General features: G+C 64.4%; 14 protein-coding genes, 2 tRNA genes and 1 pseudogene. 10 read left to right on the top strand and 7 right to left on the bottom strand.

The window, feature by feature from the left end:
- Positions 1–2: 2 nt before the first annotated feature.
- From ACMVO5_RS04795 to ACMVO5_RS04770, 6 genes are all read right to left on the bottom strand, one after another.
- Complete coding sequence (locus ACMVO5_RS04795) at positions 3–635, bottom strand: DUF4197 domain-containing protein (RefSeq protein WP_416908934.1); 633 nt, start codon at positions 633–635, stop codon at positions 3–5.
- Positions 636–653: 18 nt separating this feature from the next.
- A complete protein-coding gene (gene yghU, locus ACMVO5_RS04790; RefSeq protein WP_416908933.1) occupies positions 654–1,520 on the bottom strand; it encodes a glutathione-dependent disulfide-bond oxidoreductase in 867 nt (288 codons plus the stop codon).
- Positions 1,521–1,580: 60 nt separating this feature from the next.
- Positions 1,581–2,807, bottom strand: coding sequence for an RNA polymerase sigma factor (locus ACMVO5_RS04785; RefSeq protein ID WP_416908931.1), 1,227 nt, complete (start codon positions 2,805–2,807; stop codon positions 1,581–1,583).
- A 7-nt stretch (positions 2,808–2,814) separates the two neighbouring features.
- Positions 2,815–3,174 (bottom strand): YciI family protein, encoded by a 360-nt coding sequence (locus tag ACMVO5_RS04780; RefSeq protein WP_416908930.1) that lies wholly within the window; start codon positions 3,172–3,174, stop codon positions 2,815–2,817.
- A gap of 92 nt (positions 3,175–3,266) precedes the next feature.
- Positions 3,267–4,469: a serine hydrolase domain-containing protein gene (locus tag ACMVO5_RS04775; RefSeq protein WP_416908929.1), complete on the bottom strand. Its 1,203-nt coding sequence runs from the start codon at positions 4,467–4,469 to the stop codon at positions 3,267–3,269.
- A gap of 2 nt (positions 4,470–4,471) precedes the next feature.
- Positions 4,472–4,693 carry a DUF6356 family protein gene (locus tag ACMVO5_RS04770; protein ID WP_416908928.1) on the bottom strand — a complete coding sequence of 74 codons (222 nt, stop codon included), beginning with the start codon at positions 4,691–4,693 and terminating at the stop codon, positions 4,472–4,474.
- Between the two features lie 109 nt (positions 4,694–4,802).
- Here ACMVO5_RS04770 and ACMVO5_RS04765 point away from each other — a divergent pair.
- The 5 genes and pseudogenes from ACMVO5_RS04765 (at position 4,803) to ACMVO5_RS04745 (ending at position 9,175) form a co-directional block, all read left to right on the top strand.
- Positions 4,803–4,878 (top strand) — tRNA-Val (locus ACMVO5_RS04765).
- Between the two features lie 40 nt (positions 4,879–4,918).
- Positions 4,919–5,653 (top strand): glutathione S-transferase family protein, encoded by a 735-nt coding sequence (locus tag ACMVO5_RS04760; RefSeq protein ID WP_416908927.1) that lies wholly within the window; start codon positions 4,919–4,921, stop codon positions 5,651–5,653.
- Positions 5,650–6,337 (top strand): annotated as a pseudogene (locus tag ACMVO5_RS04755) (glutathione S-transferase family protein). Before ACMVO5_RS04760 ends, ACMVO5_RS04755 begins: the two are co-directional and overlap by 4 nt.
- A 233-nt stretch (positions 6,338–6,570) precedes the next feature.
- Positions 6,571–7,029, top strand: a complete 459-nt coding sequence (locus ACMVO5_RS04750) for a TonB-dependent receptor plug domain-containing protein (RefSeq protein ID WP_416908926.1) — start codon at positions 6,571–6,573, stop codon at positions 7,027–7,029.
- Positions 6,977–9,175 (top strand): TonB-dependent receptor, encoded by a 2,199-nt coding sequence (locus ACMVO5_RS04745; protein ID WP_416908925.1) that lies wholly within the window; start codon positions 6,977–6,979, stop codon positions 9,173–9,175. Before ACMVO5_RS04750 ends, ACMVO5_RS04745 begins: the two co-directional genes overlap by 53 nt.
- A gap of 52 nt (positions 9,176–9,227) precedes the next feature.
- Here ACMVO5_RS04745 and ACMVO5_RS04740 read toward each other — a convergent pair whose 3' ends face one another.
- Positions 9,228–9,704 (bottom strand): Lrp/AsnC family transcriptional regulator, encoded by a 477-nt coding sequence (locus ACMVO5_RS04740; protein ID WP_416908924.1) that lies wholly within the window; start codon positions 9,702–9,704, stop codon positions 9,228–9,230.
- 140 nt (positions 9,705–9,844) lie between these two features.
- Between ACMVO5_RS04740 and trxB the strand changes: the two genes are divergently transcribed.
- From trxB to proS, 5 genes are all read left to right on the top strand, one after another.
- On the top strand, positions 9,845–10,807 hold the full coding sequence (gene trxB / locus ACMVO5_RS04735; protein WP_416908923.1) for a thioredoxin-disulfide reductase: 963 nt from the start codon (positions 9,845–9,847) through the stop codon (positions 10,805–10,807).
- A gap of 36 nt (positions 10,808–10,843) precedes the next feature.
- Positions 10,844–11,764, top strand: coding sequence for a LysR family transcriptional regulator (locus ACMVO5_RS04730; RefSeq protein ID WP_416908921.1), 921 nt, complete (start codon positions 10,844–10,846; stop codon positions 11,762–11,764).
- A 349-nt stretch (positions 11,765–12,113) separates the two neighbouring features.
- A tRNA-Ile gene (locus ACMVO5_RS04725) sits at positions 12,114–12,185 on the top strand.
- A gap of 51 nt (positions 12,186–12,236) precedes the next feature.
- On the top strand, positions 12,237–13,244 hold the full coding sequence (locus tag ACMVO5_RS04720; RefSeq protein ID WP_416908920.1) for a lysylphosphatidylglycerol synthase domain-containing protein: 1,008 nt from the start codon (positions 12,237–12,239) through the stop codon (positions 13,242–13,244).
- A gap of 580 nt (positions 13,245–13,824) precedes the next feature.
- Entirely contained in the window at positions 13,825–15,141 is a 1,317-nt protein-coding gene (gene proS, locus ACMVO5_RS04715) for a proline--tRNA ligase (RefSeq protein ID WP_416908919.1), read from the top strand.
- Positions 15,142–15,151 lie beyond the last annotated feature (10 nt).

Below are 15,151 nucleotides of genomic sequence, written 5' to 3'. Positions count from 1 at the left end.
CGCTATTTGAGGATACCGAGGACCGATTTGGCAGCGCCGAGCGGATTGGCGCGCAGGGCTGTCTCTTCGCGGCCGATGTAGGTGAAGATGCCGTCTGCAGTCTTTTGGGTGACGTAATCGTTGATGCTGTCGTCAGTCATGCCGAGCGATGAGAGCTGCTTTGTCTGCTTGAAGACGCCGGCGCTGGAAAGCGCGGAGCGGACGAGCGGGGCGAGCTTGGCGTTGACCTCGCTGCCGGCGCTGCGCTGGAGATAGTCGGTGGCGGCGGTGCCGCCGCCGGTGGCGATGCCGGCCATGTCGGTGACGCTCATCTTGTCGATAGCAGCGCGGAAGATGGGCTTGGCTTCGCCGGCGGCGGCACCGGCGGCATCGTTGAGAGCGGTGGTGAGATCGGGCATGCCGGCGGCCTGGGTGGCGAATTTCGACAGGCCGCCGAGATTGACGCCGCCGACCTTGCTTGAAGAGCCGGGCAGGCCGATGCGGATCGCCTCATCGGCGGCGAAGGCGCCGGGCTTGGACAATTTGTCGAGCGCCGCATCGGATGCTTGCCCGAGCAGGGCGGTGGGCGACGGCTGCGCCAGGGCGGCTGCGGGAAGGAGAAGGGCGGCGGCAGCGAGGGGAAGGAATTTCATCATGGCCTGGTCTCCTTTGTCTCAGTCCTTGGCGATCTTGTCCTGCGTCTTCGTATCGAAATCGGAGGCGTCGTGACGTTCACGCAGCTGGGCTGAGGGCTCACCGAAGGCGCGGTTGACGATGCGGCCACGCCTGACGGCGGGGCGGGCGGCGAGCTGGTTGGCCCAGCGGATGACGTTTTTGTATTCATGGACCGAGAGGAATTCGGCGGCGTCATAGGCGCCCGAGGTGACGACGAGGCCATACCAGGGCCAGATCGCCATGTCGGCGATCGTGTATTCGGTGCCGGCCATAAATTCATGCTCGGCGAGGTGCCGGTCGAGCACATCCAATTGGCGCTTGGTTTCCATGGCATAGCGGTCGATGGCATATTCGATCTTGATCGGCGCATAGGCGTAGAAATGGCCAAAGCCGCCGCCGAGGAAGGGCGCGCTGCCCATCTGCCAGAACAGCCAGTTGAGCGTTTCGGTGCGCGCTGTGCCGGATTTCGGCAGGAAGGCGCTGTCAAACTTTTCGGCCAGATACATGAGGATGCTGCCGCTCTCGAAGACGCGGGTGGGCGGGCTGGTGCTGTGATCGACGAGGGTGGGGATCTTGCTGTTGGGGTTGGCGGCGACGAAGCCCGAGCCGAACTGCTCGCCCTTGCCGATATCGATCAGCCAGGCGTCATATTCCGCGCCCTCATGGCCGAGTGCCAGCAGCTCTTCGAGCATGATGGTGACCTTCTGGCCATTTGGGGTGCCGAGCGAATGGAGCTGGAGCGGATGCTTGCCGACCGGCAGCTCCTTGTCATGGGTGGCCCCGGCAATGGGGCGGTTGATGCTGGCGAAGCGGCCGCCGCTTTCCTTGTTCCAGGTCCAGACCTTGGGGGGGACATAGTCGGTCATGTGGCTTGCTCCTCACGCTCCGGTCATATTGGAGACAGGCCGGTCGCAGGGCAACGGGGTTCAGGCGAAGAAATTGTTTGACAGCAGAAACCGGCGTACGGCGGGATCGTGGCTGAGGCCGGCGGCTCTTTCTGCCGCTGCGCGCGCGGCCTCGGCCTGACCGGATGCGTGGAGCGCCCGGGCGCGGGCTGCCCACCAAGGCTGATGGCTGACGCACGCAACTGACAGCGCATCAAGGGCTGCCAGGGCCGCGGCGGGCGCTCCGGCTTCAGTCAGGGCAGCGGCGCGGGCGATGGCGGCGCCGAGGCTGGGGGCCTCGGCCAGCAACTGATCATAGAGACTGATCAAGGGGCCATGGAGGGTTTGGCCGGTCATTCGCTGCTGCGTGTGCAGCGACTGGATGGCGGCTTCGAGCTGGAAGCGGCCGGGGCGGTGGGCGCGGGCGGCGGCGCTGAGCAGCGCTTCGGCCTCGGCGAGCTTGCTGCCGTGCCATAGCTTCGGGTCTTGCTTGTGGAGCGGCACAAAGTTGCCGTCGGCGGTGCGGCGCGCCGGCTGGCGGGCCTCGCAGAACAGGATGAGCGCCAGCAGACCTTGCGATTCCGGCTCATGCGGCGCCTGTTCAAGCAGGAGCCGCGCCAGAAAGCTCGCTTCGGGGGCGAGGGCGGCGAGCTTGGCATTGTCTGTCGTCAGTGCGTCCCAGCCAGTACCATAGGCGGCGTAGATCGCCTGACGCACAGCATGCAGGCGCGCCGCGCGCTGCTCGGGCGCGGGGATGGTGAAGGCAATACCGGACTGGCGGATGCGCGACTTGGCGCGGACCAGCGCCTGCCCCATGGCCGAGGGTGTGACCATGAAGGCGGCTGCGATGCGCGCGGCATCAAGGCCGAGCACGGTTTGCAGCATCAAGGGCGCCTGCACCGCCGGCGCGATGCCGGGATGGGCGCAGACGAAAAGCAGCTTCAGCCGCTCGTCGGGAAAGTCGGGCGCGTCGGCGGCGGCGCGCTCTTCGGCCAGCTGCAGCAGCAGGGCCTCGCTGGCGGTGGCGGTTGCCGCCCGGCTGCGGGCAGCCCCCAGGTTGCGCCGCGCAGCGGTAAACAGCCAAGCGTCCGGATTGTCCGGCACGCCTGATGCTGGCCAGGATGCGAGAGCCGATGCAAAGGCGGCGGCCAGTGCATCCTCGGCGGCTGCGATGTCACGCGAGCGGCTGGAGAGGAGCGCCAGAAGCCGGCCATAGGCCGTGCGCGCCGCATGCTCGGCCGTGTCGGCGGGCGTGCGGCGCGCGGTCATGTCGGCCTCAATTTCCCGGCGGGCTGGGCATGACCGGCCGGATCTCGACCGATCCGGCAGCAGCACAAGGCGCGCGCGCTGCCCATTCAAGGGCGGCATCGAGATCGGCCACGTTGATGACGACATAGCCGCCAAGCTGCTCCTTGGTGTCGGCGAAGGGGCCGTCATGGACCTGCCATTTGCCATTTTCGATGCGCAGCGTGGTGGCGGTATCAGGGGGCAGGAGGCCATTGCCACCGACCATGACGCCAGCAGCGGACATGGCCCCCATATAGGCTGTCCAGGCGCCCCAATAGGCATCTGCATCAGCGGCGCCACGGCGCTGCATTTCGCTCGGTTGTTCATGATAAAGCAGCGTAAATTGCATTGTCTGGTCCTTTTCTCGGCATGGCCAGCGGGATTTGCTGACGATGCGATGAGCGGCGGGACGGGGCGATTCAGACAGACAAGGGCAAGAAATCAATCATCAAGGGCAGCGTAGGTGAGGGTGCGGATTTCGCGGCGGACGGGATAGGTGCTGGACGGGATGAGCTGGGTCATGAAGATGGCGGTCAGGTCTTCTTCCGGGTCGATCCAGAAGAAGGTGCTGGCGGCGCCGCCCCAGAAGAAGTCACCATCGGAGCCGGGGATGAGGGTGCGCGCGGCGTTGGTGTTGACGGCGAAGCCGAGGCCGAAGCCGACGCCTTCATAAGTGGCTTCCGAGTACATCGAGCGCGACAGCGTCGGGAGATCCGCACCGCCGGGGAGGTGGTTGGCGACCATGAGATCGATGGTCTTGCGGCTGAGAAAGCGGTGGCCGCCGAGCGTGCCGCCCATCAGCATCATGCGGCAGAATTGCAGATAGTCATGCGCGGTGGAGACGAGGCCGCCGCCACCCGAGATGAAGTCGGCGGGCTTAAGGAAGGTGGAGGTCTGGCCGTCGTCCTGCAGCTCGAGGCCGCCGGTTCGGGTCGGCTGATAGCAGCTGGCGAAGCGGTGCGCATGGCCTTCGGGCACGTGGAAGCCGGTGTCCTTCATGCCAAGCGGGTCAAGCAGCCGTTCGGCGAGAAAGCGCTCGAAGGGCTGGCCGCTGACGACCTGCACGAGCCAGCCGACCACATCGGTGGCGACCGAATAATTCCACGCTTCGCCCGGCGCGAATTCGAGCGGCATGCGGGCGAGGCTCTCGATCATGTCGGCAAGGGTACCGGCTTTTTCGACCTCGCCGATGCGCGCCGCGCGGTAGGCGGCGTCGACATTGGTGCGCAGCTGGAAGCCATAGGTGAGGCCGGCGGTGTGGCGCATGAGGTCGATGACCTGCATGGGGCGGGCGGGGGGGCGAGTCAGGAAACCGGCCTCATGGGTGCCGGCGACATAGACGCCGAGATTCTTCCAGGCCGGGATGAATTTGTGGACGGGATCATCAAGCGCGATGCGGCCTTCCTCGACGAGCATCATCAGCGCCACCGAGGTGAGCGGCTTGGTCATGGAATAGATGCGGAAGATCGTGTCTTCGGCGATTTTTGTGCCGCGCTCAAGATCGGCATGGCCCTGGAGGCCGAGATGCTCGATCTCGCCGTGGCGGGCGATCAGCGTGAGGGTGCCGGGCAGGCGGCCGGGGCCGACGTATTTTTCGGTGAGATGGGCTTCGAGGCGGGCCAGGCGCTTGGGGTGGAAGCTCATGCTCAGAAGGTCGGCTGGTCGTAGCGGCGCGGGGCGATCTCGCTGTGGAGCTTGACGATGGCATCCGAGCCGCTGGTCTTGCACCAGCCCGGGACAACGGCATGGACAACGCATTTGAGGCTGGCGACGAACAGGCGGCTGGCGACGCCGAGTGATGCAGCCATGTGCTGGGGGTAGGTTTCGCCGACGGTGCGGGGATGTTCGAGGAACAGACGATCGAGCATGGGGCCTCCTGCTGGGCGGTGGGTGAGGGATAGCTTGCAGGCGGCCTGGGGGCAATGGTCTGGTCTTGCGGCTTGGCAAGCTGGCCCTGCGTGGATATGCCGGGAACAGGGGCGGTTAGCTCAGTTGGTAGAGCATCTCGTTTACACCGAGAGGGTCGGCGGTTCGAGCCCGTCACCGCCCACCATGGCTGGCCGCGATGGTCTGTTTGTCCGAGGGGGGTTGCCTTGCTGACACTGTTTTATTCGCCCTTTCATACCTTCATTCACAAGGTGCTGGTGACGGCGCATGAATGCGGGCTTTGGGATGATATTGATTTTGTTGCCACCTTTCCGTTCAAGAATCTGGAGGGCGAGGATCAGGGCGACGCCTATGACATTTCGGCGCTGAACTCGCTCGACAAGGTGCCGACGCTGGCGACTGAAACGGGGCAAGTGATTTATGGCAGCCAGGCGATCTGCGAATTTCTGGATGCGAATTCAAAGGCGCGGCGCATGTATCCGCCGCCGGGGCCTGGGCGCTGGGAGGCGCTGACCCGGCTGGCGACGGGCGACACGATTTTCGAGACGACGGTGCAGATGGTGGCCGAGCAGTGGCAGCCCAAGGAGCAGTGGAACATGCGGGTGTTCCAGTCATTGTGGCCGAAATATATTGCCGCCCTCGATCGGCTCGACCGCGAGGCGCGCGGCTGGCGGGATTTCGATGTTGGCCATGCCGCGCTTTTGCATGCGATCAGCTATCTGGGGTTTCGCGCTGAATTCTATGAGGCCAAGGACCCCATTCACCCGAATTTCAACTGGCGCGAGAACCGACCGGCGCTTTCGGACTGGTTTGACGAGGCGATCACCCGGCCTTCGGTGCTGGCGCATTACAACCGGGACTTTTCGGGCGACACCAGTGCGGCGCGGTGTCAGGAGGCGGTGCGCCGTGTTTTGGCGCTGCAGGAGGCGCATCGGGCATGATCGATTTCTATTTCTGGCCGACCCCCAATGGCTACAAGATCGCCATCGCGCTGGAGGAATTTGGCCTCGATTATGCGGTGAAGCCCATCAACATCCTGAAGGGCGAGCAGCATGATCCGGCCTTTCTGGCGATCAGCCCGAACAACCGGGTGCCGGCGATTGTTGACCATGACGGGCCGGGCGGGGCGCCGCATGCGGTGTTCGAATTCGGGCGCGATCCTGCTGTATCTGGCGGCCAAGACCGGCAAATTCTGGCCTGAAGACGCGGTGAAGCAATCTGTGGTGACGCAGTGGCTGTTTTTCCAATGCGCCAATGTCGGGCCGATGTTTGGCCAGTGCGGGCATTTCCGCGGCTATGCGGACCAGAAGATCGACTATGCGATCAATCGCTATCAGGGCGAGACGCGGCGGCTCTATGGGCTGATCGACCGCGAGTTGGCGAAGAAGCCGTGGATTGCCGGCGATGACTACAGCCTGGCCGATATGGCGACCTATCCCTGGATGGTGAGCGGGCAGCAGGCGCTGCACGGCATCGACATTGGCGAGTTTCCGCATGTGGCGCGCTGGCTGGAGGCGGCGGGCGCGCGGCCAGCGGTGCAGCGCGGCATGGCGGTGATGGCGGCGGCGATGAAGATCGGCAATCCGACCGAGGAGACGCGCAAGGCGTTCTTCAACCGCAGCTGAGGCCGGTTTTTCCTGGTTGTTCGGCCGGTCGGCATGTAAATAAAATGTAATATTGCATTTTCGCGACAATTCGCCTGCTGTCTCGCGGCGATAGCGTGTTGCATATTTCCAACACATCAAGTCGATCTGCCGCGCCTTGGCCGGCATCAGGCTTGCGGCTGTTCCCATGTCACGAAATTTACACATGGTCACCCTATCTCGCGCCTCATCTCGAACAATTGGGGCACCTGACCATGATCAATGATTTCTCGCTTCGTGGCCTTCTTCTGCTTGGCACGGCCATGGCGACGGCCTTTGGCGCCACCGCGGTGCAGGCCCAGCAGGCTGCCCCGGATGATGAGGAAATCATTGTGACCGGCTCGATCGTGGCGGCGCAGCAGGCGGCGATCGAAGCCAAGCGCATTGCCCCGAACCTTGTCGACATCGCCTCGTCCGACTCGGTGGGTCGCTTCCCCGACGAGAATATTGCGGCGGCGCTGTCGCGCCTGCCGGGTGTTGCGGTGCAGCTCGACCAGGGTCAGGCCCGTTACATTCAGGTGCGCGGCGCGCCCAACCGCTGGACCACGGTCAGCATCGACGGCATTCCGCAGACGGGCACCGACGAAGGCGGCGAAGGCCGCGCCTATCGGTTCGAACTCGGTGCCGGCTGTGTTGCTGTCGCAGCTGCGTATCAACAAGTCGTTGACGCCTGACATCACGGCGGAAGCGATTTCGGCCAACATCGACCTGCGCAGCTTTTCGGCACTGGGCACGAACGGGTTTCAGGTCACGGGTGACGTCGGCTATGGCTTCATGGATCTGGGCAAGGGCGGCCAGTATCAGGGCTCGCTGCGGGCCAGCTACGGCGGCGACAATTGGGGCATCGTGGTGGGCGCCTCGACCTACAAGCGCCGGCAGGTGACCGACAACCGCGAGGCCGACGGCTACACGACCGGCACCGATGGCAGCCGCGCGCCGACCGATATCGATATCCGCAATTACATTCTCGACCGCTCGACGAACGGCGCCTTTGGCGCGCTGGAATATGCGCCGACGGACAGTGAGCGCTTCTACGTGCGCGGCATCTACACCGAGTTCAAGGATGACGAGCAGCGCAATGCCTATCAGTTCGAGCTGGACGAGGCGTTGAGCGGATCGCGCACCGAGCTGACCGGTGATCTGATCGGGGTGCCGGTGGACGGGGCGTTCAACGATGCCAAGTATCGCAATCGCAACTATGTCTATTCGGCGGGGATGGTGCTCGATTATGAGGATTGGGGTGGCGAGGTTGCGCTGGGCTATACCAAGACCGAAAACACTACCTATCTGCCGCTGACGCTGACCGGGGCGACCGGGCTCAACTCGGTGTCCTTGACCTATGACCGCTCGCAGGACCCGCGCTTTCCGGTCATCACCGGCCTCTTCCGCACCGAGTTCGACATCGACCCGGTAACGGGTGCGCGCAGCAACCCGCGCCGCGGCGCGCCCATCGACGCCTTTGATCCGACGTCATTCAACGGCTTCACCTTCCTGCTGCCGATCGACACATCGACCGTCTCGGACGCCTATACGGCCAAGATGGACCTGTGGAAGAAGTCCGGCGATTTCACGATGCGGCTGGGCGGCCTTGGGCAGGTGCGCGACATCAAGGGCAACATCTTTCAGGCTGGGATTCTGCCGCTTCAGCAGTTTGGCTTCAACATCAACGATTATGCAGGTGACGAACCGTGGAAGACCGGGATGCCGCTAGGGATCGGCTTTACCTACACCGACAATGAGCAGCTCGATGATGACCAAGAGGCATTGATTGCGGCCAACAATATCGATCTGTCGGCCTTGATCGCGCCAACGGCCTTCTTCGACCAGTCCGAGCTGGTGCTGGCGGGCTATGCGATGGGTGAATATGAGACCGATGAGCTGTTGCTCATCGCGGGTGTGCGCGCCGAAGTTTATGAGATCCGCACGGCGGGTACGTCGGTGGTCGGCACCACGGCGACGCCGATCGATGTGTCCCAGCGCTTTGTCGACTTTTTCCCGAGCGTGAATGTGCGCTACAATGTGAGCGACAATTTCGTGCTGCGCGTGGCTGGCCAGCGCGGGACGGCGCGCCCGGCTTATGCGCAGATCCGCGCCGGCAACTCGATCAGCGACCAGAATGCCACGATTTCGGGCGGCAACCCGTCGCTGCGGCCGGAATATACTTGGGGGCTTGATGCGAGCGCGGAATATTATCTGCCGGGCAATGGTATCGCCTCGGTGGCCGTGTTCAGCCGCTGGGTGGACGACGTGCTTTATGCGAGCAGCCAGATCATTGGAAACAACTCGTTCAATTCCAATGGGATAGATCGTTCCGGCTATCGCCTGACCTCGACCTTCAACGGCAACAGCGGCCAGGTGCGGGGTGTGGAATTCAACCTGCAGTATCAGTTCCAGGATCTGCCGGGGCTACTCAGCGGCTTTGGTGTGCAGGGCAACCTGACCCTGCTGGACGGTGAGTTTGACGCTGTGGACGAAACGGGCGCGCTTTTCACATCGGGCTTCCCGGGCCTTTCCGACACGATCCTCAACGCCTCGGTGTTTTACGAGCGCGGGCCGGTCTCGGCGCGGGTGGCCTATCAGCGGCGTTCGGACTTCCTGACCACGGTGGCCGTGGGTGTGGGTGACGGGACGACCCGCCAAGGCTTCGAAAACCTCGATATCACCCTGCGTTATGCATTGACGGAAAACTTCACGCTGTTCGCCGACCTCGCGAACCTGACCAACGAGATCTACTCGGTTTACGAAGGGTCGCGGGAGTTTCCGAACGAAGTCGAGCAGATTGGTTCGCGCTACATGTTCGGGGTGCGCTTCAACTTCTGATCGGCGAGACATTGGGGGCCGGTCGCAGTGATGCGGTCGGCCCCTTTCTGTGTCAGTCGACGGGCACGCCCGGGCGGCTGAGCGCGGTGCGGATGACGAAGCTGGTCTTGACGCTTTCGACATTGGGGGCGGACGTGAGCTCGGCGGTCAGGAAGCGCTGAAACTCCTGCAGGTCATGAGCGACGACCTTGAGGATGAAGTCGATCTCGCCGTTGAGCATGTGACATTCGCGGATCTGGGGCAGGGCGGCCATGTGATCTTCAAAGGCCTTGAGATCGGTCTCGGCCTGCGACTTGAGGCTGACCATGGCGAAGACGGTGATGCCATAGCCGAGCGCGCTGGCATCGAGATCGGCGTGATAGCCGCGAATCGTGCCATTTTCCTCAAGTGCGCGGACACGGCGCAGGCAGGGCGGGGCGGTGAGGCCGGCACGCTCGGCGAGATCGACGTTGGTGATGCGCCCCTCGGCCTGGAGATTGCGCAGGATGACGCGGTCGATATCGTCGATGGGAAGCCGCGAGCGATGCATTTTGGGCTGTTCCTGTCTTTGCTGCCGCGCTTGAGATAATAATGTTGCGCGAAAGCGCAAGAGTTTTAAGCCCGGTGGTGCGGCCACTGGAAATCAGGCGGCGAGGCGTTAACTGTGGGGGATGGAACAGGAGTTTGACCGTGAGTGATGCGCGCGCTGTGAAGGTTTTGATCATTGGCTCGGGGCCGGCCGGCTATACGGCGGCGATTTATGCCGCGCGCGCGGCGCTGGACCCGGTGCTGATCGAGGGGTTGCAGCCGGGCGGGCAGCTGACCATCACCACCGAGGTGGAGAACTGGCCGGGAGATGTGAGCGTGCAGGGGCCTGACCTGATGGTGCGCATGGCCGAGCAGGCGCGCCATGTCGGGGCCGAGCTGGTGAGTGACATGGTGACGAGCGTGGACCTGTCGAAGCGGCCGTTTGCGGTGGCGTGCGATTCGGGTGCGCGGTTTCTGGCCGAGACGCTGATCATCTGCACGGGCGCCAGCGCACGCTGGCTGGGGCTGGCGAGCGAGACGCGGCTGCGCGGCTACGGCGTTTCGGCGTGCGCGACGTGTGACGGCTTCTTCTTTCGCGGCAAGACGGTGGCGGTGGTCGGCGGCGGCAACACGGCTGTCGAAGAGGCGATGTTTTTGACCAATTTCGCGCAAAAGGTGCATCTGGTGCATCGCCGCGGCGAGCTGCGGGCCGACAAGACCAACCAGGCGCGGTTGATGGCCAACCCCAAGATCGAGCTGCACTGGCATGCCGAAGTGGAAGACGTGCTGGGTGAGAGCGGGGTCGAAGGTGTGCGGCTGCGCGACACGCGTGACGGCACGCTCAGCGAACTGAAGGTCGACGGGTTGTTTGTGGCGATTGGCCATGTGCCGGCGACCGAGCTGTTTGCCGGGCAGCTGGCGATGGACGATGAGGGCTATATCGTGAAGGCGCCCGATTCGACGACGACGTCGGTGAAGGGCGTGTTTGCCGCCGGTGACGTGACCGACAAGCAATATCGGCAGGCGGTGACGGCGGCGGGGATGGGCTGCATGGCGGCGCTGGAGGCCGAGCGCTTCATCGCGCACGGCGTGGGCGCGCATGTGGATGTGTCTGCAGCTGCTTGACGGGGCTGGCTGAGCGGCCAGCAGGGGAGGGGTGCGATGAACCTCGATTGGGAGAAGCTGCGGCTGTTTGAGGCGGTGGCCGAGGCGGGCAGCTTTACCGAGGCGGCGCGGCGGCTGCATATCAGCCAGCCGGCGCTGTCGCGCCAGATTGCGGCCCTTGAGGAGGGGCTGGGGGCGAAGCTGTTCCACCGCCATGCGCGCGGGCTGGCGACGACGCATGAGGGCGAGCAACTGCGCGCCGCCACCCATGACATGCAGGACCGGTTGCAGCGTGCGCAGCTGGCGATTGATGCCTCGCGGGACCGGCCGACGGGCGAGATCAGGCTGACGACGACGGTCAGCTTCGGCTCGACCTGGCTGGCGCAGCAGATGGGCGATTTTCTCGATGCCTATCCCGATATCAACCTGCGCATGATGCTGGACGATGACGATCTCGACCTGTCGAAGCGCGAGGCCGATGTCGCCATCCGCTTCCATCCGCCGCTGCAGAGCGAACTGGTGCAGAAGCCGCTCTATGCCATTCGCCATTATCTGTGTGCTGCGCCCGACTATCTGGCCAGGCACGGGACGCCACAGAGCATTGCCGATCTCGATGCGCACCGGCTGATTGCCTATGGCGATTCCGCGCCTGATGCGCTGAAGGGAATCAATTGGGCGCTAGCGCTGGGCCATCAGGCCGCACCCCGGGTGCCGGCGCTGTCGATCAACAACAGCCATGCCGTGTTGCAGGCGGTGGAGGCCGGCGCCGGGATTGCCGCGCTGCCGACCTATCTGATCCGCTTTTCGGGGCGGGTGCAGATTGTCCTGCCCGAGGTCGAGGGGCCTGTTTTCCAGACCTATTTCACCTATCCTATTGAACTCAGGCGCTCGTTGCGCGTGGCGGCCCTGCGGGATTTTCTGACCTCGCGGATGCGCGCGGAGAATCTGGACATCGACCGGCGCGCGCTGGCCGGCTGAGCAAGCTATGCTGCCCGTGCATGGCTGGGCTGCGTATTTGTGCGGTGCACAACCAGCGGGGCAAGGCGCATATGGGGGTCGTGGCTGTCGCAAGACAGTACAGCGCTGAAGCGACCTCTCCCCCCCCCGGTCGCCCAGCGCGGAGCAGACCCGCAACCCTCCCCCCCTGCGGTCTGCTCCCGGTTTGGCACTTGCCGCTCCTCTCCCCCCTTGGAGCCCCTTGTGCCGGACCCGTGATCTGGGCCGGGCCTGCTTGATGCAGGTCCGGCCCATTTTGTTTGTCGCGCCGATTTTGCGCATCGCAGTTGCCGGGTGCTGTGTGTATGGGCTAGGCCGAAAACGACCGGCGGGGCCTGTAGCTCAATGGTAGAGCCGGCCGCTCATAACGGCTTGGTTGGGGGTTCGAATCCCTCCGGGCCCACCGGTTGGTAGATTGAGGAACCGCCCGCTGTCCGAGACAGTTCAGCCTGAGATGAGCAAGCGCGATGCGGCGGTGGCTGCCGATGCCGCGCCCAAGGCCCGCATGGGCTGGGGGCAGTGGCTCGGCCTCGCGCTGGGCCTGTTTGTGCTTGGCCTTGCCGCCTGGGGCCTGAACAAGATCGCCGGGCAGGTGACGATTGCCGATGTGATTGCCGAAGTGCGTGCGACGCCGGCGCCGCTGGTAGTGGCGGCGGTGGTTTCGGCGGCGCTCTCTTATGTCGTGCTGGTGGGCTATGACTGGCTGGCGACGCGGCATCTGGGCTATGTGATTGGCTGGCCGACGCTGGCGGCGGCGAGCTTTGCCAGCTTCACCATGAGCCATACGCTGGGCGTGACGGTGTTGACCGGCGGCACGGTGCGCTACCAAATCTATACGCGCGAGGGGGTGAAGCCGGCAGACATCGCCATGATCATCCTGCTGTGTGGCTGGACCTTCTGGCTTGGCATCGTGTTTGTGGCCGGCATCGGCCTGTTGGTCTCGCCGGACCTTTCGGCGCCGTTTCGGGAATTTGCGCCGGCCGGGCTGGAGCGCTGGACCGGCGTGGCGCTGCTGGCTGGCACGGCGGCCTATCTGCTGCTGGCCTGGCTGTGGCGGCGCGAGTTCCGGGTGTTCCGCTATGCCTTTACCATTCCGGATGGCCGCGAGACACTGCTGCAGATTGCCATTGGCACCATTGACCTGGCCTTTGCCGGCGGCGCGCTCTACCTGCTGCTGCTGCCGGTGGCGGGCACGCCCGACCTGCTGACCTTTCTGACCATCTATGCGGTCGCGATGCTGATGGGCGCGCTCAGCCATGCGCCCGGCGGTCTGGGGGTGTTTGAGCTGGTGGTGGTGGCCTTGATGCCGACGGCGGACAAGGCGGGCGTTCTGGGTGCGGTGGCGCTGTTCCGGCTGATCTACACCTTCATACCCTTTGTGTTGGGGGTCTGCGTGATTGCGTGGCAGGAATGGAAGGCGGTGCGGGCGCTGCGCCGCGCGCGGCGGATGCGGCGACCCTAGGGCTTGCTTTCGGCCTTTGGATGCGGAACACTCCGACTATCGTTCAACAAGCGAAAGGAGGTGATCCAGTGTCTCATTGTTTCAAGGCAGACGCGAAGGTGCTGGTGGTCATGGTTGGAGCCATGGCCGGATAAGCATCACCGCCCTTCGTGGACGGATGAACAATGGGAAGGGCCGCCGGGCGACTGGCGGCCCTTCTGATGTCTGGCGCCTTTCTGAAACCGAAACGCCCGGATCTCTTTCGAGACCCGGGCGCTGCTTCGCGACGAGCGGTTGCAGACGCCCCCTTGCGGAGGCTTATCGGTGTCGCGCCATGATGCCCCCACGGCGCTGCACCAGCTTTTGCCGGCTGCTGGCGCTTTTGCACCTTGTCAGCCGAGCGACCCCGAACCCTGGTTGGTTCGCGGGTGCAAGCTAGGCTGGTTGCGGCAACTTGTCATGTGCTCCCCGACCCATTGGCAAAGCTTGGCCCGGGATGTTGCGGATGGGCAACAGTGGCGCGCGCTGCGCGAGGGCGTTGCGGGACGGCGCGGGGCGTGCCAGAGGCGGGGCGATGCGAATTGCCTGAAAGAGGTTGTCTGTGCGCCTGTCCCGATATTTTCTGCCTGTCCTCAAGGAAACGCCGGGCGAGGCGCAGATCGTCAGCCATCAGCTGATGCTGCGCGCCGGCATGATCCGGCAGACCGCGGCGGGCATCTATGCCTTTCTGCCGCTGGGGCTGCGGGTGCTTTCGAAGATCGAGCAGATTGTGCGCGAGGAGATGGACCGGGCCGGGGCGCTTGAGGTGTTGATGCCGACCATCCAGTCGGCCGAGCTCTGGCGGCAATCGGGCCGCTATGAGGCCTATGGGCCGGAGATGCTGCGGCTGAAGGACCGGCATGACCGCGAGATGCTGTTTTCGCCGACCGCCGAGGAGCTGTTCACGGTGATTTTCCAGAACGGCGCCAAGAGCTACCGCGACCTGCCGCGCAATCTCTATCAGATCCAGTGGAAGTTCAGGGATGAAACCCGGCCGCGCTTCGGGCTGATGCGGGGCCGCGAGTTTCTGATGAAGGACGGCTACAGCTTTGACATGGACATGGCCGGCGCGCAGCACAGCTATAATCGCATGTTCATCGCCTATATGCGCACCTTTGCGCGCATGGGCCTTGATGCGATTCCGATGCGTGCCGACACCGGGCCGATTGGCGGCGACCTCAGCCATGAGTTCATCGTGCTGGCGCCGACGGGCGAGAGCGATGTCTTTTATGACGAGGCCTGGCTGGAGCGGCGCGACAGCAGCGACGTGGATGCCAGCGATGCGGACGCGCTGGCCGCCTATATCGAGACGCTGAACAAGGATTATGCGGCGACCGACGAGAAGCGCGATCTTGATGCCGAGGCGGCGTGCGGCGCGCGGTTGCAGCGCTCCAAGGGCATTGAAGTGGGTCAGGTGTTTTTCTTTGGCGACAAATATACCCGCGCCATGGGGGTGAGCGTGCAGGGGGCGGACGGCACGCCGGTGCACCCGCTTATGGGCAGCTACGGGATTGGCGTGTCGCGGCTGATGGGCGCGATCATCGAGGCCAGCCATGACAATGGCGGCATCATCTGGCCCGATGCGGTGGCGCCGTTCAGCGTCGGGCTGATCAATTTGCGGGCTGACGATCCGGAATGTGCGGCGGCGTGCGAGGGGATTTATGCCGAGCTGACGGCGATGGGCGTCGAGGTGCTGTATGACGACCGGGATGAGCGCGGCGGGGCGAAATTTGCCACCGCCGAGCTGATCGGCCTGCCGTGGCAGCTGGTGGTGGGACCGAAGGGCATCAAGGCCGGGGTGGTCGAGCTGCGTCGCCGCGCCGGCGGTGCGCGTGAGGAGCTTTCGGTGGAAACGGCGCTGGCGCGGCTGACGCCATGAGCAGCGCGCG

The sequence above is a fragment of the Polymorphobacter sp. genome, from assembly GCF_048007885.1.
GTDB lineage: Bacteria > Pseudomonadota > Alphaproteobacteria > Sphingomonadales > Sphingomonadaceae > Sandarakinorhabdus.
The sequence above is the reverse complement of the archived record's forward strand: the minus strand, read 5'-3'. Positions and strand labels throughout refer to the sequence as shown.

Bases quoted from the DNA above. Each gene is read 5' to 3' on its own strand.
- yghU (WP_416908933.1), bottom strand. From the start codon at position 1,520: ATGACCGACTATGTCCCCCCCAAGGTCTGGACCTGGAACAAGGAAAGC.
- ACMVO5_RS04740 (WP_416908924.1), bottom strand. From the start codon at position 9,704: ATGCATCGCTCGCGGCTTCCCATCGACGATATCGACCGCGTCATCCTG.
- ACMVO5_RS04750 (WP_416908926.1), top strand. From the start codon at position 6,571: ATGATCAATGATTTCTCGCTTCGTGGCCTTCTTCTGCTTGGCACGGCC.
- ACMVO5_RS04775 (WP_416908929.1), bottom strand. From the start codon at position 4,469: ATGAGCTTCCACCCCAAGCGCCTGGCCCGCCTCGAAGCCCATCTCACC.
- ACMVO5_RS04770 (WP_416908928.1), bottom strand. From the start codon at position 4,693: ATGCTCGATCGTCTGTTCCTCGAACATCCCCGCACCGTCGGCGAAACC.
- ACMVO5_RS04730 (WP_416908921.1), top strand. From the start codon at position 10,844: ATGAACCTCGATTGGGAGAAGCTGCGGCTGTTTGAGGCGGTGGCCGAG.
- ACMVO5_RS04785 (WP_416908931.1), bottom strand. From the start codon at position 2,807: ATGACCGCGCGCCGCACGCCCGCCGACACGGCCGAGCATGCGGCGCGC.
- ACMVO5_RS04720 (WP_416908920.1), top strand. From the start codon at position 12,237: ATGAGCAAGCGCGATGCGGCGGTGGCTGCCGATGCCGCGCCCAAGGCC.
- ACMVO5_RS04780 (WP_416908930.1), bottom strand. From the start codon at position 3,174: ATGCAATTTACGCTGCTTTATCATGAACAACCGAGCGAAATGCAGCGC.
- ACMVO5_RS04795 (WP_416908934.1), bottom strand. From the start codon at position 635: ATGATGAAATTCCTTCCCCTCGCTGCCGCCGCCCTTCTCCTTCCCGCA.